Here is a 26,640-nt window from a genome sequence, read left to right as displayed (position 1 = left end):
CCTGCCTTCTGTTGATAATTATACTGCAATATAGAAAGGCAAGTTCAAGCGGCGCTATCGCCGCTTCCCCAATATCGCGGTGCCCAGCCGCTTCACCGCCTCGCGCAGCTTGTCGCCTTCGATGCCTTCCATCATGCTTTCAAGCTTTCGGGCCGCCTCGCCCTTCAGCGGCTGCGGCGGACGCGATCGTTTGGCCGCCTGCGAAACCGGCTTCTGGACGATGCGGATCTGGTGGACGGCGGCGAAGCCGAAGAAGCTGTTGATGCGCTGGATGAGTTCGCCCTGCGCGTGGCTCAGGAACAAAGCGCGTGCGCCTTCGCAGGCGATCGTCAGGACGCCGGGCTTATAGGTGCCATTTTCATTGCCGCGCACCCAGGCGATCTTTTCCGGCCGCGTGCAATCGGCGAAATCCTCGCCGACGATTTCGTCCCAGCAGCCGAGCAGCGCGGTGTTGATACCGGCGCGTTTTGCAAGCACCGGATCGATGAGCCCGTTCGCCAGTTCGGATATCTGCTTTTCACCTTTACGTGGATAACTCATCGAAACCTTCAGGTGCCGCCGCCATTCGGCGCTGCCGCCTTGATCGCGCAGCATTGCTCCGCCAAGTATAGGGCACTTCCCCGTCCCGCGGCAAATGATGACATCAACGATACTCGACGCGCCGACCGCGCAGCCCCTTCTCGACTGGTACGACCGGCATCACCGGGACCTGCCCTGGCGCGTTTCGCCGCCTATGGCGCGACGCGGCGTGAGGGCCGATCCTTATCGCGTCTGGCTTTCGGAGGTGATGCTGCAGCAGACGACCGTGCAGGCCGTGAAGCCCTATTTTGCCAATTTCCTGACGCGCTGGCCAACGGTTCGCGACCTCGCCGACGCGCCGACCGAGGACGTCATGGCAGCCTGGGCGGGACTCGGCTACTACGCCCGCGCCCGCAATCTCAAGAAATGTGCCGAAGCGGTCGCCACGCAACATGACGGCGTCTTTCCGGATACGGAGGACGGCCTGAAATCTCTGCCCGGTGTCGGCGACTATACGGCAGCGGCGGTCGCGGCGATCGCATTCAACCGGCAGGCCGCCGTCATGGACGGCAATGTCGAGCGGGTGATTTCCAGGCTCTACGCGATCGCCACGCCACTTCCGGCCGGCAAGCCGCTGATGAGGCAGAAGGTGGCGCTGCTGACGCCGGCCACCCGCCCCGGCGATTTTGCCCAGGCCATGATGGATCTCGGCGCGACGATCTGCACGCCGAAGCGGCCGGCCTGCTCGCTCTGTCCGTTCAGGGGATCGTGCGAGGCGCTTCACCTGCATGACCCCGAACAGTTTCCGGTGAAGGCGGCGAAGAAGGAAAAGCCGGTGCGCCTCGGCGCGGCCTTTGTCGCCGTGACGGCGGATGGCGAAATCCTCCTTCGGCGGCGGATCGCAAGCGGGCTGCTCGGCGGCATGACAGAGGTGCCGACGACGGCATGGACGTCGCGGATCGACGGCGAGACGTCCGCGGATGCGGCGCCCTTCCCCTCTCAGTGGGAGGCATGCGGCACCGTCACCCATGTGTTCACGCATTTCGAGCTCCGGCTTTCGATCTACCGCGCCGCGATCCCATCGCACATTCAAATCGATGACGGATGGTGGGAAGCGGTTACAAATCTTGAAGCGCAGGCGCTGCCGACCATCATGAAAAAAGCGATCGCGACCGCTATTCCTCGTGCGTTTGCAATGCCCAAGGGGTGACCATGACTGCATCAATCCATCATATCGTTTTTGATATCGGCAAAGTTCTTATCCATTACGATCCGAATATTCCCTACAGCCGCCTCATTCCCGACGAGGCAGAGCGCAAGTGGTTCTTCGACAATGTCTGCACCCACGACTGGAACGTCGAGCAGGACCGCGGCCGCACCTGGGCGGATGCCGAAGCGCTGCTGATTGAAATCCATCCTTCGCGTGAAGAGCATATCCGCGCCTTCCGCAAGCACTGGCACGAGATGGTGCCGCATGCCTATGAGGGCAGCGTCGCGATCATGGAGGGACTGATCGCGGAGGGCCGCGACGTGACGATGCTGACGAACTTCGCCTCCGATACGTTCCGCGAAGCGCAGAAGCGCTTTGCCTTCCTGACCAAGCCGCGCGGCGTCACCGTTTCCGGCGATGTTGGGCTGATCAAGCCGGATATCGCGATCTACGAAACGCATACGAGGAGCTTCGGACTCGAGCCGGCGGCGACGATCTTCATCGATGACGCGCCTGCGAATGTCGAAGGCGCCAAAGCGGCAGGATGGAACGCCGTGCTCTTCACCGGCGCCGACAAGTTGCGCAGCGATCTTGCCGACTATGGCGTGGGTGCAAGGTGACGGACTGCTTGGCCTTCTGAAAGAAAAGGCGCCCGGGGATTGATCCCGGGCGCCGTAAGCCTTCTTCCGCAACTGGAGGTACAAAAACCGGAAGAAGGTAGTCTCGATAAGGTCAGGCCGCTGCTCATCCCGCCTTTGCCAGATCACTGCGGATCACGGACCGCAAGTCGTCGATGGGGCGCAGGGATTGCCCATCGTCAAAGTGCCAGAATGTCCATCCGTTGCATGCATCAAGCCCCTGCACCTTCGCGCCGAGACGATGAATCGAACCGGCCTCGCCACCGGAGGCCACCGTGCCGTCGGCGCGGACGATCGCGCTGTAGCGGCGGCGGGCATCTGTCAGCACCTGGCCGGGCTTGATGAGGCCGCTTTCCACCAGGACGTTGAAGGCGACGCGAACCTCCTGCTTCTTGCCGGTCATGACGGTCAATTCCGCCTTGCCGAGCGGCTCGACGGCGGCGATGCGGGCGGACGCCGCATCGATATAGTCCTGCTCGCGCTCGATGCCAACGAAGAGGCGGCCCAGGCGCTTGGCGACAGCGCCCGTGGTGCCGGAGCCGAAGAACGGGTCGAGGATGATGTCGCCGGGCTTCGACGACGCCATGATGACGCGGGCGAGCAGTGCTTCCGGCTTCTGCGTCGGATGCGCCTTCTTGCCGTCCTCGCCCTTCAGCCGCTCGGAGCCGCTGCAGATAGGGAAGAGCCAGTCGGAGCGCATCTGCACGTCGTCGTTCGCAGCCTTCATTGCATCGTAGTTGAAGGTATAGCCTTTGGCCTTCGCGTCCGGACTTGCCCAGATCATCGTCTCATGGGCATTCTGGAACCGGCGGCCCTTGAAATTCGGCATCGGGTTGGTCTTGCGCCAGACGATGTCGTTGAGGATCCAGAAATTCAGGTCCTGCAGGGTGGCGCCGACACGGAAGATATTGTGATAGGAGCCGATCACCCAAATGGTGCCGGTCGGCTTCAGCACGCGGCGGCAGGCAAGCAGCCAGGCGCGGGTGAAGGCGTCGTATGCTTCGAAGGACGCGAATTGATCCCATTCGTCATCGACGGCGTCGACGAGTGACTGGTCCGGACGGTGGAGCGTGCCGCCGAGCTGGAGATTGTATGGCGGATCGGCAAAAATGACGTCGACGGAGTTGGTCGGCAAAGCTTCGAGGGCTGCAACACAATCACCCTTGATGATCGTGTTGATCCAAGAGCCCGGTGTTGCGGAGGTCTTGAGATCGGCAAGCGGAAAAACAGACGCCATATGGATACTCGCTCATACACATTACGCTTTTTACTCGCCGTTATGGTTACTCAAGTTGGTTACCAAAGCCTGAACCGGTGGATGATTTCGGGAAATTATTCGTAGTTGAGCGTGGCGCTTTAGCCGATTTGTCCCTTCTGGTCGCTGGCGATCCCCTCGGACTCCGTCATCCTCGGGCTTGACCCTAGGATCCACCCATTGCCAAAATGCTTGAAGAATGGGTCCTCGGGTCAAGCCCGAGGATGACGGAGAGTGGGCTTCCTCTCCAAGCGAAACCAAGCCTCTAGACTAAGCCGTGTGCACCTTCAGGCTATCCGCCGGCGCCTCATCCCGCTCGAACATGCCGTAGTCGCGGACGACGTGGCCGATGCGCAGGCGGTAGTCGGCGAAGATGCCGTTTCGGCCGGCCTTCTGCGCGGCGCGGTGAGCTTCGAGGTTGCGCCATTCTCTCACCGCCTCTTGGTCCCGCCAGAACGAGAGCGACAGCAGTTTGCCGCGCATCGTCAGGCTCTCGAAGCGTTCAATGGAGATGAAGCCGTCGATCTTTTCCAGTTCGGCGCGCAGGTCACCGGCAAGGTCGAGATATCTGTGGCGTTCGCCCAGATAGGGGACGACTTCGAAGATGACGGCGATCATGGCAGCACCAGCGGGGAATGAGGGACGGACACGTTCTTCAGGAAGATGCGGTCCTCCTTGAGAATGAAGCGTTCGCGTTTGGCGAACTCGTAGTTTTGCTTACCGAGCGGATCGGCTGCGAGGCGGGCGCGATAGGCCTCGTAAGCGGCAAGGCTTTCGATGTTATAGACGCCGTAGGCGGTTGTCGCAGACCCCTCATGCGGGCCGAAGTAGCCGATGAGATCGGCGCCGTTGCGTGGGATCGCCTGCCCCCAAACACGGGCATATTCGGTAAAGGCATCCTTAGTGAAGGGGTCGATCTCGTAGCGGATGAAGCAGGTCAGCATCTCTTTCTCCTTGCTTGTGAAAGGCGTTTTCGCACATTGCACGACGACAATGCTTCGGTTACGATCGAAGTATGAAAGAAGGACCGGACATTGCCCAGATTGGAGCGCTGATCGGCGATCCTGCGCGCGCCAACATGCTGGCTGCGCTTTCTGGCGGCCGGGCACTGACGGCGACCGAGCTTGCGGCAGTCGGCGGCATCACCCTTCAGACGGCGAGCACGCATCTCGCCAAGCTCCAAACCGGCGGCCTGCTCACCCAGCGCAAGCAGGGCCGACACCGCTATTTCACACTCGCAGACGAGGCGACTGCCCGGCTGATCGAGAGCATGATGGGCTTCGCCGCCAGCCGCGGCCATCTCAGACACCGGATGGGTCCGAAGGAACCGGCGCTGCGCAAGGCGCGCATCTGCTACGATCATCTGGCCGGCGATTACGGCGTGCGCATGCTCGACAGTCTCGTGGCTTCGGGCGCGATCGACGCCCTCGGCGAAAGCCTGTCGGTCACGTCGAAAGGTGAAAGCCAACTGAAATGCATCGGCGTCGATATCTCCGATCTCAAGTCGTCACGCCGCCCGCTCTGCCGCTCGTGCCTCGACTGGAGCGAGCGGCGCGCGCATCTTGCCGGCAGCCTCGGCAAGGCGCTGCTTTCCAACTTCTTCGACAAGGGCTGGGCGCGGCGGACGGCGGGAAGCCGTTCGGTGATCTTCTCGCCAGAAGGCGAGCGGCAGTTCCTGTCGCTCTTTCCGCTGGAAGCCTGACGACCGACAGCAGCAGCCAGCCGTCCGCGAGGCGCATCCCAGCCATGCCCGCCTGCCGGTTGAGCTTTCGGCGTCCATCGTGTAAGTCGCATCATCCCCCAACAAGGCTTGAGAGTACATGGACGGCTTCGACCTCATCATTTTCGACTGCGACGGCGTTCTGGTCGATTCCGAAATTATCGCGGCGGACGTGGAGTCCAAGCTTCTGACGGACGCGGGCTATCCGATCAGCACCGAAGAGATGGCCGAGCGGTTCGCAGGCATGACTTGGAAGAACATCCTTCTCCAGGTGGAGCGCGAGGCGAGCATCCCGCTTTCCGCGTCGCTGCTCGACAAATCCGAAAAGCTGCTCGACCTGCGCCTCGAGCGCGACGTGCAAGCCATTCCGGGCGTCGAGTTCGCCGTCTCGCGCCTTGATCTGAAGCGTTGCGTCTGCTCGAATTCCAGTTCGCACAGGCTCGACATGATGCTCGGCAAGGTGGGATTGAAGAAGCTGTTTGCTCCGAATGTCTTTTCCGCAAAAGATCTCGGGCCGGATCGCGTCAAGCCGAAGCCGGACATCTTCCTGCATGGCGCCGAAAAGATGGGCGTTTCACCGTCGAAGACGGTCGTCGTCGAGGATTCCGTCCATGGCATCCATGCGGCACGCGCCGCCGGCATGCGCGTCATCGGCTTCACCGGTGCATCGCATACCTATTCCTCGCACGCCGACCGCCTGACGGATGCCGGTGCAGAGACGGTCATCTCGCGGATGAACGACCTGCCGGGCGTGGTTGCCGCCCTTGCGGAATGGGCTGGCGTCCTCTGACGAGGAACGCCGAAGCGCCCTTAGCTGCCCTTCTTGGTCTTTGCGGCCTGCCCCTGATCGAAGCCGATATTGATGCGCACCAGTGCACCGGAGCCGACCGGCAGCTTGAAGCCGTCCTTGCGGAAGAGGACTTGAGCGGCCGTCTGCCCTGCCGGAATTTCGGCGGTAAACGGAACCACTTCCGAAGAGACGACATCCTGGCCGTCGTAGGCGGTGATCCGCAGCGGCAGCGTGACGCGGCCCGGGCCGCCGGCTGGACCGGCGATCAGGCGGATCTGCGCCACGACTGTCATCGACAGGTTCTGTTCGTTCAGCGTGCACTGGCGCGTGTAGTCGCCGATTGCCGCCTGATGGACGATCTGGCTGTTGTCACCCGTCTTGCCCTTGGCATAGGTGCGGAAGATCGCGTCCTGATCCTTCATGAAAATCTGCGGGCAGGTGCCCTGGACGACCGGCTGGGCGGCACCCTGAGCGTTGGTCGCCGTGCCGATCGGCGTGTTGCTGGAAGAGGGATTGGCGGGCGCAAGCGGCATGATCTGAGCATTGCCGTTCGTCTGCGCCGCTTCGGTGGACTTGCTTTCGCCGCCGACACCCAGGGAGTTGCAGCTGGCAAGAAGAGCGGCGACAGATACGGAAACGATGAGACGCGAGACTTTGCCGAACACGATTATTCCACCCTCTTACAAAGTTTCTGGCAGGCCTCGAAGTCTTGTTTGCGGGGCCTTTCGTGACAGTTTGCGATGGTCTATATCAGCGGCGCAAAGAAAAATCGATCGGGTAAGCACCGTTTTGACGCACATTTCGATCTGCTGCAATTCCGGCGCTTGGCTCCTCCATCCGGATCTCTTCCGGCCATAACGTCAAGGATGAAGAACGTGGACTATATCTCGACCCGCGGCGAGGCCCCATCCCTCGGCTTTTGCGATGCGTTGCTGACGGGTCTTGCGCGCGACGGCGGTCTCTATGTTCCTCGCCAATGGCCGCATTTCTCCAAGAAGGAAATCCGGGCCCTGCGCGGCAAGAGCTACCAGGAGATCGCGTTTGCGATCCTTTCGCCCTTTACGACCGGCGAAATTCCCGCCACCACCTTCCGGGCGATGATCGACGAAGCCTATGGCACTTTCCGGCATCCGGCGATCGCCCCTCTCGTACAGACGGGAGCGAACAGCTTCGTCATGGAACTTTTCCACGGCACCACGCTCGCCTTCAAGGACGTGGCGATGCAGCTTCTGGCGCGTCTGATGGACTATGCACTGGAAAAGCGCGGCCAGCGCGCGACGATCGTCGGCGCGACGTCGGGCGATACGGGCGGGGCTGCGATCGACGCCTTCGCGGGCCGCGAACGCACCGATATCTTCATCCTCTTTCCGCACGGCAAGGTTTCGCCGGTGCAGCAACGGCAGATGACCACCTCGACGGCGGGCAATGTCCATGCACTGGCGGTCAAGGGCAATTTCGACGACTGCCAGAACCTCGTCAAAGCGATGTTCAACGATGTGGCCTTCCGCGACAAGGTACGCCTTTCCGGCGTCAACTCGATCAACTGGGCGCGCATCATGGCCCAGATCGTCTATTATTTCACGACGGCGATCGCACTCGGCGCGCCGGACCGCAAGATTTCGTTCACCGTGCCGACCGGCAATTTCGGCGACATCTTTGCAGGCTACGCCGCGAAGCGCATGGGCCTGCCGATCGGCAAGTTGGTGATCGCGACCAACGAGAATGACATCCTCGCCCGCACGATGAGGACCGGCCGCTACGACATGAAGAAAGTGAAGGCGACAACCTCACCATCGATGGACATCCAGATTTCCTCGAACTTCGAGCGGCTGCTTTTCGAAGCCTACGACCGGGATGCTTCCAAGGTGCGCCATGCGATGGACAGCCTGAAGCAGTCGAACGGTTTCGAGATCACGCCGAAGGCGCTTGCCGCGATCAGGAAGGATTTCCGCGCCGGCCGCGCCAGCGAAAAGCAGGTGGCGCAGACGATCAAGACTACCTATGCCGAAACCGGCTATCTTCTCGACCCGCATTCGGCGATCGGTGTCTTCGTCGCTGCCAAGCACGAAAAACCGAACACGCCGATGGTGACGCTTGCGACCGCGCACCCGGCAAAATTCCCCGCAGCGGTAAAATCCGCCTCCGGTATTGACCCGGCGCTTCCGACGTGGCTTGCTGGTCTGATGCTTAAGGAGGAGCGCTTCCAAGTCGTCGATCCGGAACTTAAGGCCATTGAAGGCTTTATCGGCAAACACGCCCGGACGTGATGCGGCAAGCGCAGAAAGATAGCCAATGACAGTTGAGTGCACCCGGCTCAAATCCGGGCTGACGGTAGTAACCCAGACCATGCCGCATCTTGAAAGCGTCGCTCTGGGCGTCTGGATCAAATCGGGTTCGCGCAACGAGACGGAAGACGAGCATGGCATAGCGCACCTGCTCGAACACATGGCGTTCAAGGGCACGGCCCGGCGTTCGGCCCGCGACATCGCCGAGGAAATCGAGGATGTGGGCGGCGAGGTGAACGCTGCCACCTCGACCGAAACGACGTCCTATTATGCCCGCGTGCTGAAGGATTACCTGCCACTTGCCGTCGATATTCTCGCCGACATCCTGACCGAATCGGCCTTCGAGGAAGACGAACTCGAACGCGAGAAGCAGGTCATCCTGCAGGAGATCAACGCGGCGAACGACACGCCGGACGACGTGGTCTTCGACAAGTTCTCCGAGACCGCCTATCGCGACCAGACGCTCGGCCGCGCCATCCTCGGCACGCCGCAAACCGTCGTCTCCTTCTCGCCGCAGCAGATCCGCAGTTATCTCGGCCGAAACTACACCACCGACCGCATGTTCGTCGTCGCCGCCGGGGCGGTCGATCATGACGAATTCGTGCGCATGGTGGAACGGCGCTTCGCGAGCCTGCCGACCGCGCCGAGCGCGCCGCCGGTCATCGAGACAGCCCGCTACATCGGCGGCAGCGTGCGCGAGACGCGCGACCTGATGGATGCGCAGGTCCTGCTCGGATTCGAGGGCAAGGCCTACCATGCCCGCGACTTTTACTGTTCGCAGATCCTTGCCAATATCCTCGGCGGCGGCATGTCGTCCCGCCTCTTCCAGGAAGTGCGGGAAATTCGCGGCCTCTGCTATTCGATCTATGCCTTCCACTGGGGCTTTTCCGACACCGGCATCTTCGGCATCCATGCCGCGACCGGCGGCGAGAACCTTCCCGAACTCGTGCCGGTGATCGTCGACGAGCTGCACAAGTCGGCAGGCTTCATCGAGCAGAAGGAGATCGAGCGCGCCCGCGCGCAGATCCGCGCCCAGCTTCTGATGGGGCAGGAAAGCCCGGCCGCACGCGCTGGCCAGATCGCCCGCCAGATGATGCTCTATGGCGAGCCTATCTCCAATCAGGAAATGATGGAACGGCTCGAGGGCATCACCATCGAGCGTCTCACCGACCTCGCCGGCCGCCTGTTCTTTGACACCGTGCCGACCCTTTCGGCAATCGGCCCGCTGGAGCGGCTTGCACCTATGGAAGACATCGTCGCCTCGCTGTCCGCTCCCTTAGCGCAGTCGAAAACAGCAAGCCGCTGAGCCGCGTTCCATCCTGCCGGGAGTGATCGATGCCAAAATCGGTTTTTCGGTTCCTGTCGCGGCAGCCGGAAGCGGTGGAGATCGAGAACGACCGCTATGCGCTGAGGCTTCCGCGCTACCAGGATTTCAACCAGTGGCACAAGCTGCGCGCCGCCAGCCGCAAGTTCCTGGAACCCTGGGAACCCACGTGGCGGCGCGATGAGCTGACGGAGGGCGCCTATCGCGCCCGTGTCATCCGCGGCAAGCAGGAATACGCCTCCGGACAGGCGATCCCGCTGTTCCTGTTCCTGAAACCGGACATGGAGCTGCTCGGCGGGATCACGATCGGCTATATCCGTCGCGGTGCGGCGCAGAGCTGCATGATCGGCTACTGGATGGGCGAGAAGCATGCCGGCCAAGGCCATATGTTCGCCGCACTTCAGTTGGTTATACCCTATATCTTCGCAGGGCTTGAGTTGCACCGTATCGAGGCAGCCTGTATTCCGGAGAACGCACGAAGCATTCGCCTGCTTGAAAAGGCTGGGTTTCAGCGGGAAGGCTATCTGCGCGGATACTTGAAAATAAACGGTCAGTGGCATGACCACGTGATGTATTCACTGCTTGCCACCGATGCGGATACAGGCAGGAAAACCGACAGCCGATGACCACGAACCGCATGCTGCCCAAATCACCGTCCGGCCGATTGATCGCGGTGATCGCAGCTCTTTTCCTGTCGATGCTTGCATTGGCTGCAGGCGTTGCGCAGGCGGCGGAACCGGTGAAGATTTCCCGCGACGACACGGCGCTCGATCTGACCGCGACGACGGAAATCTATGCCAACCAGGGCGAGGCCTTCCAGGTTTCGACGGCTGCAGGCGCAGACGGCATCCGCCGGCGCATCGAGGTGCGCGCCAGCTCCGAAAATCACCAGGGTGACTGGGCCGTCTTTGCGCTCGCCAATGTCTCGGAAGAGCAGCTCGAGCGCGTTATCGTCGCTCCGCATTTCCGCCTTGTGAATTCCAAGCTTTTCTGGCCGGACCTCGGCTCGCAGCGCATCATGGCGATTACGCCGAGCGAAGGCTTTGCGCTCGACCGCCAGCCAAGCGACGAGGCCGACGTCTTCCGCATCACTCTGAACCCCGGCGCGGTCATCACCTTCGTTGCCGAGCTTGCGACGCCCGAGCTGCCGCAGATCTATTTGTGGGAGCCGGACGCCTATAAGGACACGATTAACGCCTTCACGCTCTACCGCGGCATCGTGCTCGGGATTGCCGGCCTGCTTGCCGTGTTCCTGACGATCCTCTTCGTCGTCAAGGGAACTTCGATGCTGCCTGCGACGGCGGCACTCGCCTGGGCGGTGCTCGGCTATATCTGCGTCGATTTCGGTTTCCTTGGCAAACTCGTGAGCGTTGCCTCGGCAGACCAGCGAATATGGCGCGCCTGTGCGGAAGTGGCGCTGGCGTCGAGTTTCGTGATCTTCCTGTTCACCTATCTGAACCTCAACCGCTGGCACACGCATCTCGGCTACGCCACGCTCGCCTGGGTGCTCGGCCTTGCGCTGCTCTTCGGCGTCGCGATCTACGATCCCTCGATCGCCTCCGGCATTGCGCGGCTTTCCTTCGCGCTGACTGCGACGATGGGCATAGTGCTCATCATCTATCTCGGCTTCAACCGCTACGACCGCGCCATCCTGCTGGTACCCGCCTGGGCGCTGATCCTGGTCTGGTTGTTCGGAGCATGGCTGACCGTGACAGGCCGGCTTGACAACGACATCATCCAGCCGGCGCTCGGCGGCGGCCTCGTCCTCATCATTCTGCTGATCGGCTTTACAGTGATGCAGCACGCCTTTGCGGGCGGCGCCTTCCAGCAGGGCCTGTTCTCCGATCTCGAACGGCAGTCTCTGGCACTCACGGGCTCCGGTGATATGGTCTGGGACTGGGACGTGGCGCGCGACCGCGTCGTCACCATTCCGGATGTTTCCGTGAAGCTCGGATTGTCGCCTGGCACCATGCATGGTGCAGCCCGCAACTGGCTGCCGCGGCTACACCCGGACGACCGCGACCGCTTCCGCGCGACGCTGGACGTGCTGCTCGAACATCGCCGCGGGCGGCTGAACCATGAGTTCCGCATCCGCGCCGAGGACGGACATTTCCATTGGCTGCTGATCCGCGCCCGGCCGGTGCTCGGCTCGAACGGCGAGATCATCCGCTGCGTCGGCACGATCGTCGATGTCACGGAGCAAAAGAATTCCATCGAGCGGCTGCTGCATGACGCATTGCACGACAATCTCACCGGCCTGCCGAACCGCCAGCTCTTCATCGACCGCCTACAATCGGTACTGGCGCTTGTGCCCGGCGGCGAAACGCTCAGGCCGACGGTGATGGTGATCGATATCGACCGCTACAAGCTGGTGAACGATTCGCTCGGCGTTGCAGCCGGCGACAACATTCTGATCGCGCTCACCCGCCGCCTCCGCCGTCTCCTGAAACCGCAGGATACCCTGGCGCGCCTTGCGGGCGACCAGTTCGGTCTCATCCTCGTTTCCGAGCGCGACCCGGCGAAGGTCGCCGATTTTGCCGATGCCGTCAGCAAGGCGATCATGGTGCCGATCAATTTCGGCAATCGCGAGATCATCCTGACGGCCTCGATCGGTCTTACCTCATGGGTCGATCAGCAGGAAAACGCCGCCGGCATGCTGAGCGATGCAGAGCTTGCCATGTACCGTGCCAAGCGCGCGGGCGGCAACCGCGTCGAACCCTTCCGCCCCGCCTTCCGCGATTTCGGCGCCGACCGCCTGCAGCTCGAATCCGACCTCCGCCGCGCCATCGAGCGCAAGGAACTGTCGATGGTCTACCAGCCGATCGCGCGGCTGGAGGATGTCGAGATTGCCGGCTTCGAGGCGCTGATGCGCTGGGAACATCCGAAGCGCGGCAACATTCCGCCATCGGAATTCATCCCGATCGCCGAAGCGTCGGATATCATCGGCTCGCTTGGCTTGTTCGCGCTCGAACAGGCGACCAGCGACCTGATGGCCTGGCAGAACCAGACCGGCGAACTGCCGATCTTCGTCTCGATCAACCTGTCGAGCGTGCAGCTCCTCAACAACGAACTCTATGACGACGTGCGCTCGGTTCTTTCGAAGACCCATTGCGAGCCGTCGCGCTTGAAGCTGGAGCTGACGGAATCCATGGTCATGGAAAATCCGGAGCAGGCGCGGCTTGTGCTGCAGAAGCTCAAGGAGGCCGGCCTCGGCTTGGCGCTCGACGACTTCGGCACGGGCTACTCGTCGCTCGCCTACCTCACCCGCTTCCCCTTCGACACGATCAAGCTCGACAAGGCGCTGGTTCGCGACGACAGCGACAAGAAGGCAACCATCCTCAGGTCGGTCATCTCCATGGCGCGCGAGCTGGACATGCAGGTCGTCGCCGAAGGCATCGAATCCAATGAGGATGCCATCGAGCTTGCCAAGATGGGCTGCAGCTACGGCCAGAGCTATCTTTTCGGCCCGCCGATGGGCTCTGATTCCGTGCTGCGCCTGCTGAAGGAACGCTTCCCGCTGACGAAGCGGGCTTAGGGCATTTCAAATCAATGCTGGTGTGAATGGCCCCTCACCTTCCCCTCTCCCGAGGGGAGAAGCGAAGCCGAGATGCCGGTTACCTCGTCGATACATCCCAGAGCTTTGTGAGCGTCAGCCGCATATCCCTTCCCCCGGCGGGTAGAAGGTGCCGGCAGGCGGATGAGGAGGCTCACGCCGCAGTTCTCGGTGACAGCGCCGACGCATCCTGAATGAGCTTGTGCAGATATTCGAGCTTCGCAACGACGGCCCGGGACAGCACGAAAGGATAGGCGTCCGGCTGGCCCATGCTGCGCTGGATGGCGTTGATTGCGACGCTGAGCGGAACCCAGGCGCTGACGAGCTGTTCGGCGCTTTCCGCCCTGTATGGATTGAAATCCACTTCCGAAGCCATTTCCTCATGGCCGCTGGGATCGATGGCGATGCCGAAAGCTCGGGCCGTCTCCAGCGTATCGACGATGTGGAGGTAGTGGGCGAAGCACTCGGCGAAGTCTTCCCACGGGTGTGAAGATGCATAGGCGCTGATGAACCTCTCCCGCCAGCCGACGGGCGGGCCGTTGGCATAGTGGTTCTGAAGGGCTGAGCGGTAATCCTGGCGTTCGTCGCCAAAGACGGCGCGGAAGGCATCGAGGCCGTTAACGTCGCGCACCAGCTTGTTCCAGACGAAGTGGCCGGCCTCATGGCGGAAGTGGCCGAGCAGCGTGCGGTAAGGCTCGTTCATCATGGCGCGGGCCTGCTCGCGCGTGGCGTCGTCGGCTTCCGCCGCGCGGATGGCGATCAGGCCCTCCTCATGTCCGGTCCTCGCGGGAAGGATGTTGCCGTCATTCTGAACCGTGTCTTCGAGGAAATCGAAAACGAGACCGCCGGCGGGATCTTCCTGCCGGTCGGGATGCGGCAGGTTCCAGCGCAGCAGCGAATAGAAGAGATGGCGTTGCGCCTGGCTGATGCGGCGCCAGCGCGCAATGCCGTCCTGGGTTCCGGTATTCGGCACCAGCCTATTGTGGCGGCAGGCGATACAGAATTCATGGGTGTCATCCTCCGCAAGCAACCAGTTGCAGATATCAAGACCGGCATTGGCGCAGAAACGGATCCTGCGTTCCGGATCTGTGACGAGCCGCCAGTGCATTTCGTCGCGCGGCTCGAGCGCGTGCATGCAGAGATCGTCCGGCAGGAAGCCGAGGCGATGATTGCAGCGGACGCAATGGCGGTTGTCGAAGTGGACGACCTGGTCGCAATTGTCGCAGGCGAAGAGCCTCATGATTACCCTCAACGAATGCCGACGAACCAAAATGCCTGCTGCGCGGCGCGCAACAGGCATTTCGGCGGCGCGCCATCTGGCACGCTTGCCGGAAGAAAACGTCATGTCAACGAAATCGTTCCTGGATTAGAGATCACGCATGCCCGGCTTCGGCGGAAAGCATGGCGGCGGTAATGCCCATGCCCGCAAGCGCGCGTTCGTATTTGTCATCGAGATTGCGGTCGAAGATCAGCGCCTCATTGGCAGCGCAGGTCAGCCAGCCGTTGCTCGCGACTTCCATTTCCAACTGGCCGGCACCCCAGGAGGAATAACCGAGCATCATCGTTGCCCTCTTCGGACCGCCGCCCTTGGAAATCGCGCGGACAATGTCGAGCGTTGCCGTCAGGCAGATATCGTCGCTGATCGGGATGCTGGAGTCGCTGATGTAATCATCGGAATGCAGCACGAAACCGCGGCCGCTTTCCACGGGACCGCCTGTCTGGATCGGGAAATCCCGGGCGTGCTCCGGCAGGACGATCGGCTCCTGGTCGTTGACCATTTCGAGATGCAGCAGTACGTCGGTGAAGGTGAGGTTCTGGGGGCGATTGATGATGAAGCCCATGGCACCGGCCTCGGAATGGGCGCAGATATAGATGACCGAACGGAAGAAGTTGCTATCTTCCATGCCCGGCATCGCAATCAGGAACTGCCCGTCGAAAAAGCCGCGTTCCCGTCTGTTTTTCAGCGTGGATAGGGACATATTTCCTCCTGCTGCCAGACGTACCAACAGCCCTATAAAAGAAACATGGGGCAATGTTGCAGATCAATCAACCGAAAATGAAGAATTTAGATGGCCGAACTTCTGGCGGCGAAAGGCGATTTTCGATAAACCGTTGTTCCATGACGACTATTTCTTTCGAATTTCGCCGGCTTCTGTACACCGCCGTCTGCGTGACCGCTCTGGCCACCTCCGTCGGGCCGGTGCGCGCCGAAATGAGCGGCTGGGCCGACAATCAAGGCGGACGGATGCGGATGATCGCGCTGCCGCCGGACCTCGACGGCACGATGCGCGGCGCGCTGCAGATCGAGCCGCGGCCCGGCTGGATCACCTATTGGCGCGAGCCCGGCAACAGCGGGATACCGCCACAGATCACGGTTGCGCCGGAAAGCGGCATCGAGCTGAAGGCAATCCGCTACCCGGTGCCGAAGCATCTCGTCGACGGCAAGATAGACGACATCGCCTATGACGCGCCCGTTTCGCTGCCGCTGACCTTCTCGGCGGAGGACGCCTCCCGGCCGCTCGAACTGAAGGCGAGCGCATTCATCGGCATTTGCAAGGATATCTGCATTCCGTTCCAGGCCGAATTCTCGCTTCCTGTTGCTTCCGCCGCCAATCAATCCCGCCCGGAGGAAGAAGCAATCCTCAAGAATGCCGAGGCCTTCCTGCCGGAAGAGCCATCGTCGCAGTTCAAGGTGACGTCCCACACGTTTTCGGCAGACATGAAGCAACTCCGCCTGCAGGTTGCCCTGCCCGACGGCGGCGACACCGCGCCGGAGGTGATCCTCACGGGGCCGAACGGATACGTCTTCACCAGGAAGCTGATGAACAAGCGCGACGGAAAGAACTTTTCGACATCGATCGCCATCGACAAGCTTCCGAGGAACTATGAGGTCACCGGGAAAAGCTGGAGCGTCCTGATCATCGACGGCGCCCGCGCCATGGAGACGCCGCTTGCCTTTGACTGACCGGCTTTTATAGTCGGCTCCAACCCGTCCCCGCCGCAATCATCAAGACCGAGGAGAAACCCATGACCATCGCGATCGGCGATAAGCTTCCTGCCGCCACATTCAAGGAAAAAACCGCGGATGGCCCCGTGGAGATTTCGACCGAGCAGCTCTTCAAAGGCAAGCGCATCGTGCTTTTCGCCGTACCCGGCGCCTTTACGCCGACCTGCTCGCTGAACCATCTGCCGGGCTATCTCGAAAACCGCGATTCCATCCTCGCCAAGGGCGTTGACGATATCGCGGTTCTCTCCGTCAACGACTGGCATGTCATGGGCGCCTGGGCCGAACAGTCCGGCGGCATGGGCAAGATCCACTTCCTCGCCGACTGGGACGCAGGCTTCACCAAAGCACTTGGCCTCGAAGCCGACCTTTCCGCCGGCGGCCTCGGCGTGCGGTCCAAGCGCTACTCGATGCTCGTCGAGGACGGCGTCGTGAAGTCGCTGAACGTCGAGGAAAGCCCCGGCCAGGCAACTGTCTCAGGCGCTGCGACGATGATGGAGCAGCTCTGAGACGAGCGGCAAAGACGGCGGCTGAACCCAGCCGCCTCAGGCCGGTAAATTGGTTTATTTCGGCAGGTTCTTGTCGACCAGGAATTCAGGCAGGAACCGGCGCATGAGGCTGACTTGGCCCGCGAGTTTTCCCGCAGTGTAGCGCCTGTTCGGCGCGCGCGATTGTCGCCGTGGGCGCTCGGCCGGAAAACCCTGTTGACGGCATAATGATCAAGTCGCAACGCAGCCAATCCACATTGACTGCATTCGACAGCACACGGCCCTGGCCACTTTGGTTCAAGAAGACAATCGGGGTAATGCTCTCTAAAAGGCTGTGCCATCGGGTGGCAACTGCAGCATGCTCATTAGAATCGACAAGGGATCAGATCGACATCGCTGTATGCGTCAGCTGTCCCTCGACCATAGCTTCCTCCGAGAAAGAGCGCCTGAACCAATTTTTGGTCCGCTGTCCTGATCGTAATCTGGCTTATCAAAGCGCTCTGATCCATAAGCCCGCCTCCGTCGCAGCACTTCCGGCTAACGGCGATATTTTCTACGTCTGAATTTTGCAACGGGACAAGGCAAGCTTTTTGGCTTCCAGTCCTTATCGGTATCCGCCCTTTTTGATTTTCGGCCGGCTCGACAAGGCCGTCAATTTGCCATATTCGTTATAACATAACTTGTAATGTTATTACGTTAAGGGCATCACTTATGAACAGATTACCTTTCGCCTCCGGTGTGCTCCTGCCCTCCGCCGCATCCCGTGTTGCCTGCGTGCTCAGTGTCATCGCCCTCCTCTGGGCGGCGATCCACTGGGCAATCGTCCTGCCATGAGCGGCCAGCTGATCGGGCTCGACAACCTGACCGTCGCTTATGATCGGCACCCGGCGGTGCACCATGTTTCCGGTTCCATTCTCGCAGGCAGCCTGACTGCGATCGCGGGGCCGAACGGTGCGGGAAAATCGACGCTTCTGAAAGCCATCATGGGCGAGCTGCGGCCCGCCGAAGGGCGGATTTCCCATCGGCTGCAGCGCACGGATTTCGGCTACCTGCCGCAGGCGGCCGAGATCAACCGGCGTTTTCCGATCTCGGTGTTCGAGGCCGTGCTGCTCGGTGCCTGGCGAAGCAGCGGCGCTTTTGGACGCGTCTCCGCGCACGAGACCGCCAAGGCCCGCGAAGCGCTTTCCGCGGTCGGGCTCGAAGGTTTCGAGAAACGCCATATCGGTTCGCTGTCGGCCGGGCAGTTTCAACGTGTGCTTTTTGCCCGGCTGCTGCTGCAGGACGCCAAGCTCATCCTGCTCGATGAGCCCTTTACCGCCATCGACGCTCGCACGACGAAGGATTTGCTCGATATCGTCGCGCGCTGGCACGGCGACGGGCGGACCGTCATTGCCGTGCTTCACGACTTCGACCAGGTGCGGGCGTATTTCCCGGAGACGCTGCTGATTGCCCGCACGCTGATCGGCTGGGGGCCGACCGGCGATGTGATGTCGGCCGCCAATCTTCTCAAGGCACGCGCCATGGCCGAGCGCTGGGACGAGGACCCGAGAGCCTGCGAGCCTGCGGCATGACGGCCTACGACATCTTCCTCGCGCCATTTGCCGATTACGGCTTCATGCGCCGCGCGCTCGTCGCCTGCCTTTGCCTCGGGCTCGGCGCCGGCCCGATCGGCGTCTTCCTGATGCTGCGGCGCATGAGCCTGATGGGTGACGCAATGAGCCATGCCGTGCTGCCGGGTGCGGCGATTGGCTACCTCGTTGCGGGATCGCTATCGCTCACCGCCATGGGCATCGGCGGCCTTATCGCCGGGCTTTCCGTCGCGCTGCTCTCGGGCATCGTCAGCCGGACGACGGTGCTGCAGGAGGACGCGAGCTTCGCAAGCTTCTATCTCGCCTCACTGGCGCTCGGCGTGCTGATCGTTTCGCTGCGCGGATCGAACGTCGACCTGCTGCATGTGCTCTTCGGCACCATTCTGGCGATCGACGCCCCTTCCATCGTCCAGATCGGGGCGATCACCTCGGTGACGCTCGTCGTGCTTGCCGTCATCTACCGGCCGCTGGTGGCTGAATGCTTCGACCCCGGGTTCCTCAGGGCCGTCGGCGGCCGGGGACCGGTCTATCACGTGCTTTTCCTGTTCCTCGTCGTGCTCAACCTCGTCGCCAGTTTTCAGGCGCTCGGCACGCTGATGGCCGTCGGCTTGATGATGCTTCCGGCGGCGATCGCGCAGCTCTGGTCGCGCAGCCTGCCATCGATGATGGTGATCGCGGCGATCAGCGCCACCTTCTCCGGTTACCTCGGGCTTATCGCCTCCTATCATCTCGAGCTCGCCTCCGGTCCGACCATCATCATGACGGCGGCGGTGATCTACGGGCTTTCCATCCTCTTCGCGCCGTCGGGCCTTGCCCGGCGCCTTTTTCCCCGCCCGCATCTGAAGGGCTGAACTCAAGGAGACTTCGATGATTTCCCGCAGACTGCTTCTTTCCACGGCCATTCCCGCGCTGATCGCCCTTTCGGCCTCATCCGCCTCTGCCGGGACGCTGAAGGTGGTCGCCTCCTTCACCGTGCTTGCCGATGTCGTCAGCCAGGTGGGCGGCGACCACGTGACTGTCACAAGCCTCGTCGGCCCGAATGGCGACCCCCACGAGTTCGAACCGTCGCCCGCCGATGCCAAGCATCTGAAGGCCGCGCAGGTGACCTTCGTCAGCGGCGAAGGCCTTGAAGGCTGGATGGACCGGCTGATTTCCGCCTCCGGCTACAGAGGAACGCCGGTCACCGTTTCCGACGGCATCAAGACGCGCACGATGGAAGAGGACGGCGAGACGGTCACTGATCCGCACGTCTGGAACAGCCCGGTCAACGTCAAGGTCTGGGTCTCCAATATCGAAAAGGCGCTGTCGGCCGCCGATCCGGCGGATGCCGGCGCCTTCAAGGCGAATGCCGAGCGCTACACGAAGACGCTCGACGCGCTTGACGCCTATGCGCGTTCGAAATTCGACGCGGTTCCGGATGACCGGCGCAAGGTGCTGACGAGCCACGACGCCTTCGGCTATTTCGGCCGCGAGTACAATGTCAGCTTCCTCGCGCCGCTGGGCATGTCGACCGAAACCGAAGCCTCGGCCGCCGACGTCGCCAAGCTGATCGAGCAGATCAAGACGGAACATGTGAAGAGCTATTTCTTCGAAAACTCTAACGATCCGCGCCTCGTCAGGCAGGTCGCCAAGGCAACGGGCGCCGAACCCGGCGGCGAGCTCTATGTCGAATCGCTCTCGGATGCAAAGGGACCGGCGCCTAGCTATGAGAAGATGTTTCGCTACAATGTCGACCAGATCGCCGCGGCGCTGGGGAAATCGAGCTGACTGCAGACCCGGCCGCGGAGAAATCCGCGGCCTCTCTCAGAGATTGAAATCGAAGACTAGGAGGCCGGCAAGGCCTCCATCCGTCGAGGAGATAATGCGCTCGCCGACGGCCACATGCTCGGGATGCACGAGATAGGCATCCCGTGCGCCTGCACTTTCGAAGGTCACAACGAAGCCATCGACGAAGCCGCCATGCAGCCCCTCCGGCGAGACATTGGGGCCATGTTTGATATCGAGAATGCCGGGAATCACCTGCTTCAATGCGACGACCGATTCGAACAGCGCCTGCTTCTCCTCGCCCGTCATCGCGGCCTTCAGCCTCAGAAATACGCAGTGCAGGATCATATGGTGGCCTCCCTATGGTGTTGGCGGCAGAATAGAGGGAACGAGGCAGAGGGCAAGGGGATTGCTGTGGACTTTCCGGCTGCTCTCCTTGAAACCGTGTCCGGGTCCTCCACCTTTCCAGAGTGGTGCCAATTACGAATGCGGGAGCGCCAGGAGCGAGCCTGCTGGCCACAGATCATTCAGCAGAGCACATCGCCCTGCTGTCCATCCGCATTGACCGGCGGCTATGAAAGATTCGAGGCCCTCCCTCTTCGTTTCAAATGAAGGGAGATGGAAATGGCAAAGGTCGTTTGCGTCCTCTATGACGATCCGGTCGACGGATATCCGAGCGCCTATGCGCGCGATGGCCTGCCGAAGCTCGAACACTACCCCGACGGCCAGACGCTTCCCACCCCGAAGGCCATCGATTTTCAGCCGGGCGTGCTGCTGGGCAGCGTTTCCGGCGAACTGGGCTTGCGGACGTTTCTCGAAAGCCAAGGGCACAGCCTGATCGTGACCTCGGACAAGGATGGTCCCGGCAGCGTCTTCGAACGCGAGCTTGCCGAGGCCGAGATCGTAATCTCGCAGCCTTTCTGGCCAGCTTACCTGACCGCCGAACGGATCGCCAAGGCGGCCAAGCTGAAGCTGGCAATCACCGCCGGCATCGGCTCGGATCATGTCGATCTCCAGGCCGCGATGGACCGCGGCGTCACCGTCGCCGAAGTGACCTACTGCAACTCGATCAGCGTATCCGAACATGTGGTCATGACGATCCTCGGCCTTGCCCGAAACTATATTCCCTCCTACCAGTGGGTCGTGAAGGGCGGCTGGAACATAGCCGACTGCGTCGCGCGTTCCTACGACATCGAGGGCATGGAGATCGGCACGGTGGGCGCCGGGCGGATCGGCAGCGCAGTGCTGCGCCGGCTGAAGCCGTTCGACGTCAAGTTGCACTATACCGACCGCCACCGGCTTCCCGATGCGGTCGAGAAGGAGCTTGGCGTTACCTTCCACAAGACCGCGGCGGACATGGTGCCGATCTGCGATGTCGTGACGATCAACGCGCCGCTCCATCCGGAGACGGAAAACCTCTTCGACGCGGCGATGATCGCCAAGATGAAACGCGGCGCCTACCTGGTGAATACGGCGCGCGGCAAGATCTGTAATCGCGATGCCGTCGCGCGGGCACTGGAGAACGGCCAGCTTGCGGGTTATGCCGGCGATGTCTGGTTCCCGCAGCCTCCGCCTAAGGACCATCCGTGGCGATCGATGCCGTATCACGGCATGACGCCGCATATTTCAGGATCGTCGCTGTCCGCCCAGGCGCGTTACGCCGCCGGTACGCGGGAAATTCTCGAATGCTGGTTCGAAGGCAGGCCGATCCGCGAGGAATATCTGATCGTCGACGGCGGCAAACTCGCCGGCGCCGGCGCGCACTCCTACAGTGCCGGCGATGCGACGCGCGGCTCTGAAGAGGCGGCGCGTTTCAAGAGCTGAAGGCGCGTTATTCGGAAGGCTGGACCGGCTCTCGTTGCTCGCCGAGAGCCGACGCGGTTGCAGGCATGCATTACCGTCGGCAATGTTATGCCGACTTGTTCGCTTCAATGAAACGACGGAGCGCTGTGGCAGCGTTCAGCATATGTGCTCGCATGCGCCGAGATGCCATTTCGCCGTCACCCTCCGCGATCGCCTGCATGATTGCATCGTGCTCGTCCCGAGATTTACGCATCCGATCGCCTTGTCGAAGTTGCGTGCGCCGGAAGGCGTTCAGCCTCGTGCGCACCGCTATCGCTTGTTCGGCAAGAAAGCCGTTGTGGGTGGCGCGATAGATCGTCTCATGGAATTCGCGGTTGAAAGCATCGTACGCGTCAAAATCACCGTTCTCGACAATCTCGTGGGACATGTCGTGCAGTCCGATCAGGTGGCTTCGCTCCAGCGGAGTCATACGGTAAGTCGCAAGCCGCACGCACATGGCCTCGATTTCGGCCGACGTCTCAAACATGTCCATGATGCGCTCGGGGGTCATGCGTGCGACGACGACGCCTCGCCGTGCGCGAACCTCGACGAGGTCGCTGGCCGCCAATTGACGCAGCGCTTCCCGAACCGGAGTACGGGAGGCACCGAAACGGTCGGCGAGCTGCTGTTCGTCCAGCGAAGCACCCGCTGCCAGCGTGCCCGCCGCAATTTCATCCGTCAGCGCGTTGCGAATACGGTCAGACAGGAGTTCCCGATCATCGCCATCATCTCCAGCTTCTGATCCGTTTGCCATGCAAATCCTCCCTGAACCGGTCGTGCTTCCGGCCCGTATGCGAATATGCGTAAACACAGGTTAAGCGCATGCAAAACCATTATCACGAAGCTGTTATGCATTCAATTATTGAAAAAATCGCGTCATGAGAATACATTCTTCCGATCAATGTTACATCCTGCATACATAAAAGCTTGCAAAGCCTTCCAACTATTCGACGCAGAAGGAAGCCAAATCATGATGATGACAAGACGTACTTTCTCAGCCGCCATCGTTGCCAGCGCTGCTGCCTCTCTTCTCTCAACCAGCAGCATGGCCGCACCCTCTGGTACGGTGAAGGCCCGCAACGTCGTCCTGGCGCATGGGTTGTTCGCCGATGGGTCGTGCTGGTCCGAGGTGATTACCCGACTGCAGGCGGCGGGGTTCAATGCGACGGCCGTGCAAAATCCGCTAACGACGCTGCCTGAAGCGGTATCCTCCGTTGAGCGGGTGCTGGCACGGCAGGATGGCCCGACGGTTTTGGTCGGGCATTCCTTCGCCGGAATGATAATAACGGAAGCCGGGATGCATCCTAACGTATCGGCACTCGTTTATGTCGCGGCGCGGGCGCCGGATGCGGGCGAGGATTATACGGCATTGGCCAAGACATTTCCCCCGCCGCCGGCTTCCGCAGGCATTGTTTTCGATGGCGACGAAGGGCGCCTCAGCGAGGCGGCATTCCTGCATGATTTCGCGGGCGACCTACCGGAAGCAAAGGCGAAGGTGCTTTATGCAGTCCAGGCGCCATTCAACAAGGCTCTCCTTACAGGCAAGACCACACAGGCGACTTGGCGTTCGAAGCCAAGCTGGTATGCCGTATCGACAGAAGATCGCACGATCAATCCAGAACTCGAACGCTTCATGGCCAAGCGCATGGGAGCCAAGACCATCGAACTGAAGGCCAGCCATCTTTCACTGATTTCCCATCCCGATGAGATCACCCAGCTGATCATCGAGGCGGCGGGATAACATACATGACCTGGCGGCGCGCCCCTCAATGCATGCCGAGAAACTGCTTGAGTTCGGCGGTCTTCGGATTTGCGAAGACGTTTTCCGGCCGGCCGATTTCGTGAACGCGGCCTTCGTGCATGAAGACGACCCGGCTGCAGACGTCGCGGGCGAACCGCATTTCGTGCGTCACCATCAGCAACGTCATCCCCTCGGCGGCAAGCTCGCGCACGACAGCCAGGACTTCGGCGACGAGTTCCGGATCGAGCGCGGAGGTGATCTCGTCGCAGAGCAGCGCGATCGGCTGCATCGCAAGCGCACGGGCGATCGCGACGCGCTGCTGCTGACCGCCGGAAAGCTCGTCGGGATAGGCGTCGAATTTGTGGCCTAGGCCGACCCGGTCGAGCATCTTGCGGGCGACCGCTGCGGCCTCCGCCTTCGGCGTCTTCTTGACGACGGACTGCGACAGCATGACGTTGCCGCCGGCCGTCAGGTGCGGGAAAAGATTGAACTGCTGGAAGATCATGCCGACCTTCAGGCGCAGCGCCTTCAGGTGCAGTTCGTCGTCCAGAAGCTGGGCTCCGGCCACCGAGATCGAGCCTTGGGTGATGCTCTCAAGGCCGTTGATGCAGCGCAGCAGGGTCGATTTGCCCGAGCCGCTCTTGCCGATGATGGCGATGACTTCGCCCGGATCCACATCCAGGTTGATGCCCTTCAGCACCTCGTTCGTGCCGTAGCTCTTGCGGACTTCAGTGATTTCGATGAGCGACATTGAGCTTCCTTTCGAGGATCTGGCTGCTCTTCGACAGAGGCCAGCAGAGCGCGAAATAGATGAGTGCGACGAGCCCGTAGACGGTGAAGGGCTGGAAGGTGGCGTTGGTGACGACGGTGCCTGCCTTCGACAGCTCGACGAAGCCGATGATCGAGGTGAGCGCCGTTCCCTTGACGACCTGGACGGAGAAGCCGACCGTCGGTGGCACGGCGACCCTCAGGGCCTGCGGCAGGATCACGTAGCGCATCTGCTGAAGCCGGCCCATGCCGAGGCTGGCGGAGGCCTCCCACTGGCCTTTTGCGACCGATTCGACGCAACCGCGCCAGATTTCGGCAAGGAAGGCGGCGGTCCAGAGGATCAGCGCCAGGCCGGCGGCAAGCCAGGCCGGGACATTGATACCGAACAGGCCGAGGCCGAAGAAGGCGATGAAGAGCTGCATCAGGAGCGGCGTGCCCTGGAAAAGCTCGATGTAGTATTTTGCAAGCGCCCGCAGCGATTTGCGCTTGCTGATGCGCAGGAGGAGCAGTCCGAGCCCGACCGCGCCGCCGCCGATGAAGGAAATGAGCGAGAGCAGAACTGTCCAGCGGGTGGCGAGCAGCAGGTTGCGCAGGATATCCCAGAGCGTGAACTCGATCATCGGGCAAGCCTCCTCGGGAAGATGAACCCACCGGCCACCGCCAGCACCTGCCTAAGCAGGATCGCCAGCGCCAGGTAGATGGCCGTCGAGACGATGTAGGCCTCGAAGGCGCGGAAGGTTCGCGACTGGATGAAGTTGGCGGCAAAGGTCAGGTCCTCGGCGGCGATCTGCGACACGACGGAGGAGCCGAGCATGACGATCACCACCTGTGAGGAGAGTGCCGGCCAGATGCGCTGCAGCGAGGGCACCAGAACGACGTGGCGGAAGGTTTCGAACGGCGTCATGGCGAGACTGGCGCCCGCCTCGAACTGCCCCTTTGGCGTCGCCTGGATGCCGGCGCGGATGATTTCGCAGCTATAGGCACCGAGATTGACGACCATGGCGAGATTGGCGGCCGTCAGCTCGGAAAGCTGCAGACCCAGCGACGGCAGGCCAAAGAAGATGAAAAAAAGCTGGATCAGGAATGGCGTATTGCGGATAAGCTCGACGTAACCCGCGACCACAGGCTTCAGCCACGCCGGACCGAGCGCGCGCACCCAGGCACAGAAGGTGCCGAGCGAGATGCCGAGCACACCGCCGATCGCGACAAGCTCCAGGGTGATCACTATGCCCTTGACGACCTGCGGATAATACTGAAGCAGCCAACCGAATTCGAAATGGTAGCTCAAAACACGTCCCCTCTTTGAATACCGACGGCGAGTAGTCACCCCGCGGCGGCGGGGTGACCATGCTGGACCGGCTTTTAGAGGTCTTTCGGGAGATCGGTGCCGAGCCACTTCTGGGCAATGGCGTTCAGCGAACCGTCGGTCTTGGCGGCGGCGATGATGCTGTTCACCTTTTCGAGAAGCGCAGGCTGTTCCTTGCTGAGGCCGATATAGCAGGGCGAGTTCTTAATGAGGAACTTCAGTTCGGGACGCTTCGGCGGGTTCTTGGCAAGGATGGCGGCGGCAACGACATTGCCGGTCGCAACAGCCTCGACCTGGCCGGAGAGGAAGGCGGAGATCGTGCCGTTGTTGTCCTCGTAGCGCTTGATCGTGACATCGGCAGACGCAATCTTCGTCAGCTCGAGGTCTTCGACGGCGCCGCGGGTGACACCGACCGTCTTGCCGGCCAGATCTTCCACCTTGGCGACGGAAAGATCGCCTGGCGCGAATACGCCGTTGAAGAAGGGCGCATAGGCGGTCGAGAAATCGATCACCTTTTCGCGGTCCGGATTCTTGCCGAGGCTGGAAATAACCAGATCGACCTTGTTCGTCTGCAGGTATGGAATGCGGTTGGCACTTGTGACTGGCACTAGTTCGGTTTTGACGCCGAGCTTTTCGGCAATCAGATTGGCCATGTCGATGTCATAGCCCATCGGCGCCATGTCAGTACCGACGCTGCCGAAAGGCGGGAAATCCTGCGGGACGGCGACACGCAGCGTACCGCGCGCGGTGATGTCGGCCAGCGCATCGGCGTGGGATGCGGAGCCGAAGCCGACGGCGGCCGCGAGCGTTGCGATTGCAAAGAATGTTCTTCTCGTCAGCATGT

Annotated in this window: 30 protein-coding genes; 16 read left to right on the top strand and 14 right to left on the bottom strand. The window is 61.6% G+C overall.

The features are described 5' to 3' along the window. Window positions 1–54: 54 nt before the first annotated feature. Entirely contained in the window at window positions 55–540 is a 486-nt protein-coding gene (locus N2599_RS02860; RefSeq protein ID WP_027507678.1) for a DUF721 domain-containing protein, read from the bottom strand. Window positions 541–637: 97 nt separating this feature from the next. Here N2599_RS02860 and mutY point away from each other — a divergent pair, with 97 nt between their 5' ends. Further along, window positions 638–1,729, top strand: coding sequence for an A/G-specific adenine glycosylase (mutY, locus tag N2599_RS02855; RefSeq protein ID WP_027507679.1), 1,092 nt, complete (start codon window positions 638–640; stop codon window positions 1,727–1,729). 2 nt (window positions 1,730–1,731) lie between these two features. Further along, complete coding sequence (locus tag N2599_RS02850) at window positions 1,732–2,349, top strand: HAD family hydrolase (RefSeq protein WP_027507680.1); 618 nt, start codon at window positions 1,732–1,734, stop codon at window positions 2,347–2,349. A 124-nt stretch (window positions 2,350–2,473) separates the two neighbouring features. Here the strand turns inward: N2599_RS02850 and N2599_RS02845 are convergent, their stop codons facing one another. The 3 genes from N2599_RS02845 to N2599_RS02835 form a co-directional block, all read right to left on the bottom strand. Next, on the bottom strand, window positions 2,474–3,604 hold the full coding sequence (locus N2599_RS02845) for a site-specific DNA-methyltransferase (protein ID WP_027507681.1): 1,131 nt from the start codon (window positions 3,602–3,604) through the stop codon (window positions 2,474–2,476). A gap of 288 nt (window positions 3,605–3,892) precedes the next feature. Further along, window positions 3,893–4,240: an antibiotic biosynthesis monooxygenase family protein gene (locus N2599_RS02840; protein WP_027507682.1), complete on the bottom strand. Its 348-nt coding sequence runs from the start codon at window positions 4,238–4,240 to the stop codon at window positions 3,893–3,895. Then, entirely contained in the window at window positions 4,237–4,566 is a 330-nt protein-coding gene (locus tag N2599_RS02835) for an NIPSNAP family protein (RefSeq protein ID WP_027507683.1), read from the bottom strand. The genes N2599_RS02840 and N2599_RS02835 overlap by 4 nt, the downstream gene beginning before the upstream one ends. 71 nt (window positions 4,567–4,637) lie before the next feature. Between N2599_RS02835 and N2599_RS02830 the strand changes: the two genes are divergently transcribed. Then, window positions 4,638–5,324 (top strand): ArsR/SmtB family transcription factor, encoded by a 687-nt coding sequence (locus tag N2599_RS02830; protein ID WP_027507684.1) that lies wholly within the window; start codon window positions 4,638–4,640, stop codon window positions 5,322–5,324. Window positions 5,325–5,442: 118 nt separating this feature from the next. Next, complete coding sequence (locus N2599_RS02825; RefSeq protein ID WP_027507685.1) at window positions 5,443–6,132, top strand: HAD family hydrolase; 690 nt, start codon at window positions 5,443–5,445, stop codon at window positions 6,130–6,132. Window positions 6,133–6,152: 20 nt separating this feature from the next. Here N2599_RS02825 and N2599_RS02820 read toward each other — a convergent pair whose 3' ends face one another. Beyond that, window positions 6,153–6,800: a hypothetical protein gene (locus N2599_RS02820; protein WP_027507686.1), complete on the bottom strand. Its 648-nt coding sequence runs from the start codon at window positions 6,798–6,800 to the stop codon at window positions 6,153–6,155. Window positions 6,801–6,998: 198 nt separating this feature from the next. Between N2599_RS02820 and thrC the strand changes: the two genes are divergently transcribed. The 4 genes from thrC to N2599_RS02800 are packed head-to-tail and all read left to right on the top strand — an operon-like array spanning window position 6,999 to window position 13,276. Continuing rightward, a complete protein-coding gene (thrC, locus tag N2599_RS02815) occupies window positions 6,999–8,399 on the top strand; it encodes a threonine synthase (protein ID WP_027507687.1) in 1,401 nt (466 codons plus the stop codon). Between the two features lie 25 nt (window positions 8,400–8,424). Then, a complete protein-coding gene (locus N2599_RS02810) occupies window positions 8,425–9,723 on the top strand; it encodes a M16 family metallopeptidase (protein ID WP_027507688.1) in 1,299 nt (432 codons plus the stop codon). A 29-nt stretch (window positions 9,724–9,752) separates the two neighbouring features. Next, window positions 9,753–10,367 (top strand): GNAT family N-acetyltransferase, encoded by a 615-nt coding sequence (locus N2599_RS02805; RefSeq protein WP_027507689.1) that lies wholly within the window; start codon window positions 9,753–9,755, stop codon window positions 10,365–10,367. Next, window positions 10,364–13,276 carry a sensor domain-containing phosphodiesterase gene (locus N2599_RS02800; protein WP_027507690.1) on the top strand — a complete coding sequence of 971 codons (2,913 nt, stop codon included), beginning with the start codon at window positions 10,364–10,366 and terminating at the stop codon, window positions 13,274–13,276. Before N2599_RS02805 ends, N2599_RS02800 begins: the two co-directional genes overlap by 4 nt. 172 nt (window positions 13,277–13,448) lie before the next feature. Here the strand turns inward: N2599_RS02800 and N2599_RS02795 are convergent, their stop codons facing one another. Both N2599_RS02795 and N2599_RS02790 read right to left on the bottom strand, forming a co-directional pair. Then, window positions 13,449–14,534 carry a zinc-binding metallopeptidase family protein gene (locus N2599_RS02795; protein ID WP_027507691.1) on the bottom strand — a complete coding sequence of 362 codons (1,086 nt, stop codon included), beginning with the start codon at window positions 14,532–14,534 and terminating at the stop codon, window positions 13,449–13,451. A 133-nt stretch (window positions 14,535–14,667) separates the two neighbouring features. Then, window positions 14,668–15,273, bottom strand: a complete 606-nt coding sequence (locus tag N2599_RS02790; RefSeq protein ID WP_027507692.1) for a YqgE/AlgH family protein — start codon at window positions 15,271–15,273, stop codon at window positions 14,668–14,670. A gap of 140 nt (window positions 15,274–15,413) precedes the next feature. Between N2599_RS02790 and N2599_RS02785 the strand changes: the two genes are divergently transcribed. Next, window positions 15,414–16,259 carry a protein-disulfide reductase DsbD domain-containing protein gene (locus tag N2599_RS02785; protein WP_027507693.1) on the top strand — a complete coding sequence of 282 codons (846 nt, stop codon included), beginning with the start codon at window positions 15,414–15,416 and terminating at the stop codon, window positions 16,257–16,259. A 62-nt stretch (window positions 16,260–16,321) separates the two neighbouring features. Continuing rightward, the gene (locus tag N2599_RS02780; protein WP_027507694.1) at window positions 16,322–16,807 is read left to right on the top strand and encodes a peroxiredoxin; all 486 of its coding nucleotides are present in this window, start codon (window positions 16,322–16,324) and stop codon (window positions 16,805–16,807) included. 344 nt (window positions 16,808–17,151) lie between these two features. On the opposite strand, the gene N2599_RS37775 is transcribed toward N2599_RS02780, so the two are convergent. Next, complete coding sequence (locus tag N2599_RS37775; RefSeq protein ID WP_143533964.1) at window positions 17,152–17,295, bottom strand: nucleotidyltransferase domain-containing protein; 144 nt, start codon at window positions 17,293–17,295, stop codon at window positions 17,152–17,154. 202 nt (window positions 17,296–17,497) lie between these two features. Here N2599_RS37775 and N2599_RS02770 point away from each other — a divergent pair, with 202 nt between their 5' ends. Genes N2599_RS02770 through N2599_RS02755 form a run of 4 tightly spaced genes read left to right on the top strand, consistent with a single transcriptional unit; the run spans window position 17,498 to window position 20,142 of the window. After that, complete coding sequence (locus tag N2599_RS02770) at window positions 17,498–17,620, top strand: hypothetical protein (protein WP_260307763.1); 123 nt, start codon at window positions 17,498–17,500, stop codon at window positions 17,618–17,620. Beyond that, window positions 17,617–18,357: a metal ABC transporter ATP-binding protein gene (locus tag N2599_RS02765; protein WP_027507695.1), complete on the top strand. Its 741-nt coding sequence runs from the start codon at window positions 17,617–17,619 to the stop codon at window positions 18,355–18,357. Before N2599_RS02770 ends, N2599_RS02765 begins: the two co-directional genes overlap by 4 nt. Next, on the top strand, window positions 18,354–19,226 hold the full coding sequence (locus tag N2599_RS02760; protein WP_027507696.1) for a metal ABC transporter permease: 873 nt from the start codon (window positions 18,354–18,356) through the stop codon (window positions 19,224–19,226). Before N2599_RS02765 ends, N2599_RS02760 begins: the two co-directional genes overlap by 4 nt. A gap of 16 nt (window positions 19,227–19,242) precedes the next feature. Beyond that, window positions 19,243–20,142 (top strand): metal ABC transporter substrate-binding protein, encoded by a 900-nt coding sequence (locus tag N2599_RS02755; RefSeq protein WP_027507697.1) that lies wholly within the window; start codon window positions 19,243–19,245, stop codon window positions 20,140–20,142. 36 nt (window positions 20,143–20,178) lie between these two features. Here the strand turns inward: N2599_RS02755 and N2599_RS02750 are convergent, their stop codons facing one another. Next, window positions 20,179–20,487, bottom strand: a complete 309-nt coding sequence (locus N2599_RS02750; RefSeq protein ID WP_027507698.1) for a Dabb family protein — start codon at window positions 20,485–20,487, stop codon at window positions 20,179–20,181. 276 nt (window positions 20,488–20,763) lie between these two features. Here N2599_RS02750 and N2599_RS02745 point away from each other — a divergent pair, with 276 nt between their 5' ends. Next, complete coding sequence (locus N2599_RS02745; RefSeq protein ID WP_027507699.1) at window positions 20,764–21,963, top strand: NAD-dependent formate dehydrogenase; 1,200 nt, start codon at window positions 20,764–20,766, stop codon at window positions 21,961–21,963. Between the two features lie 85 nt (window positions 21,964–22,048). Here N2599_RS02745 and N2599_RS02740 read toward each other — a convergent pair whose 3' ends face one another. Beyond that, complete coding sequence (locus tag N2599_RS02740; protein WP_027507700.1) at window positions 22,049–22,735, bottom strand: GntR family transcriptional regulator; 687 nt, start codon at window positions 22,733–22,735, stop codon at window positions 22,049–22,051. A gap of 216 nt (window positions 22,736–22,951) precedes the next feature. On the opposite strand from N2599_RS02740, the gene N2599_RS02735 reads away from it, so the two are divergent. Beyond that, the gene (locus tag N2599_RS02735; RefSeq protein WP_027507701.1) at window positions 22,952–23,722 is read left to right on the top strand and encodes an alpha/beta fold hydrolase; all 771 of its coding nucleotides are present in this window, start codon (window positions 22,952–22,954) and stop codon (window positions 23,720–23,722) included. A gap of 25 nt (window positions 23,723–23,747) precedes the next feature. On the opposite strand, the gene N2599_RS02730 is transcribed toward N2599_RS02735, so the two are convergent. The 4 genes from N2599_RS02730 to N2599_RS02715 all read right to left on the bottom strand — a co-directional run bounded on the left by N2599_RS02730 (window position 23,748) and on the right by N2599_RS02715 (window position 26,638). Further along, entirely contained in the window at window positions 23,748–24,473 is a 726-nt protein-coding gene (locus N2599_RS02730) for an amino acid ABC transporter ATP-binding protein (RefSeq protein ID WP_027507702.1), read from the bottom strand. Continuing rightward, window positions 24,451–25,110 carry an amino acid ABC transporter permease gene (locus N2599_RS02725; protein ID WP_027507703.1) on the bottom strand — a complete coding sequence of 220 codons (660 nt, stop codon included), beginning with the start codon at window positions 25,108–25,110 and terminating at the stop codon, window positions 24,451–24,453. Before N2599_RS02725 ends, N2599_RS02730 begins: the two co-directional genes overlap by 23 nt. After that, entirely contained in the window at window positions 25,107–25,778 is a 672-nt protein-coding gene (locus tag N2599_RS02720; protein ID WP_027507704.1) for an amino acid ABC transporter permease, read from the bottom strand. The genes N2599_RS02725 and N2599_RS02720 overlap by 4 nt, the downstream gene beginning before the upstream one ends. Before the next feature lie 74 nt (window positions 25,779–25,852). Continuing rightward, window positions 25,853–26,638, bottom strand: a complete 786-nt coding sequence (locus N2599_RS02715) for a transporter substrate-binding domain-containing protein (RefSeq protein ID WP_027507825.1) — start codon at window positions 26,636–26,638, stop codon at window positions 25,853–25,855. Between the last annotated feature and the right edge of the window lie 2 nt (window positions 26,639–26,640).

The organism is Rhizobium sullae, assembly GCF_025200715.1.
In the GTDB taxonomy this organism is placed as follows: domain Bacteria; phylum Pseudomonadota; class Alphaproteobacteria; order Rhizobiales; family Rhizobiaceae; genus Rhizobium; species Rhizobium sullae.
The sequence above is the reverse complement of the archived record's forward strand: the minus strand, read 5'-3'. Positions and strand labels throughout refer to the sequence as shown.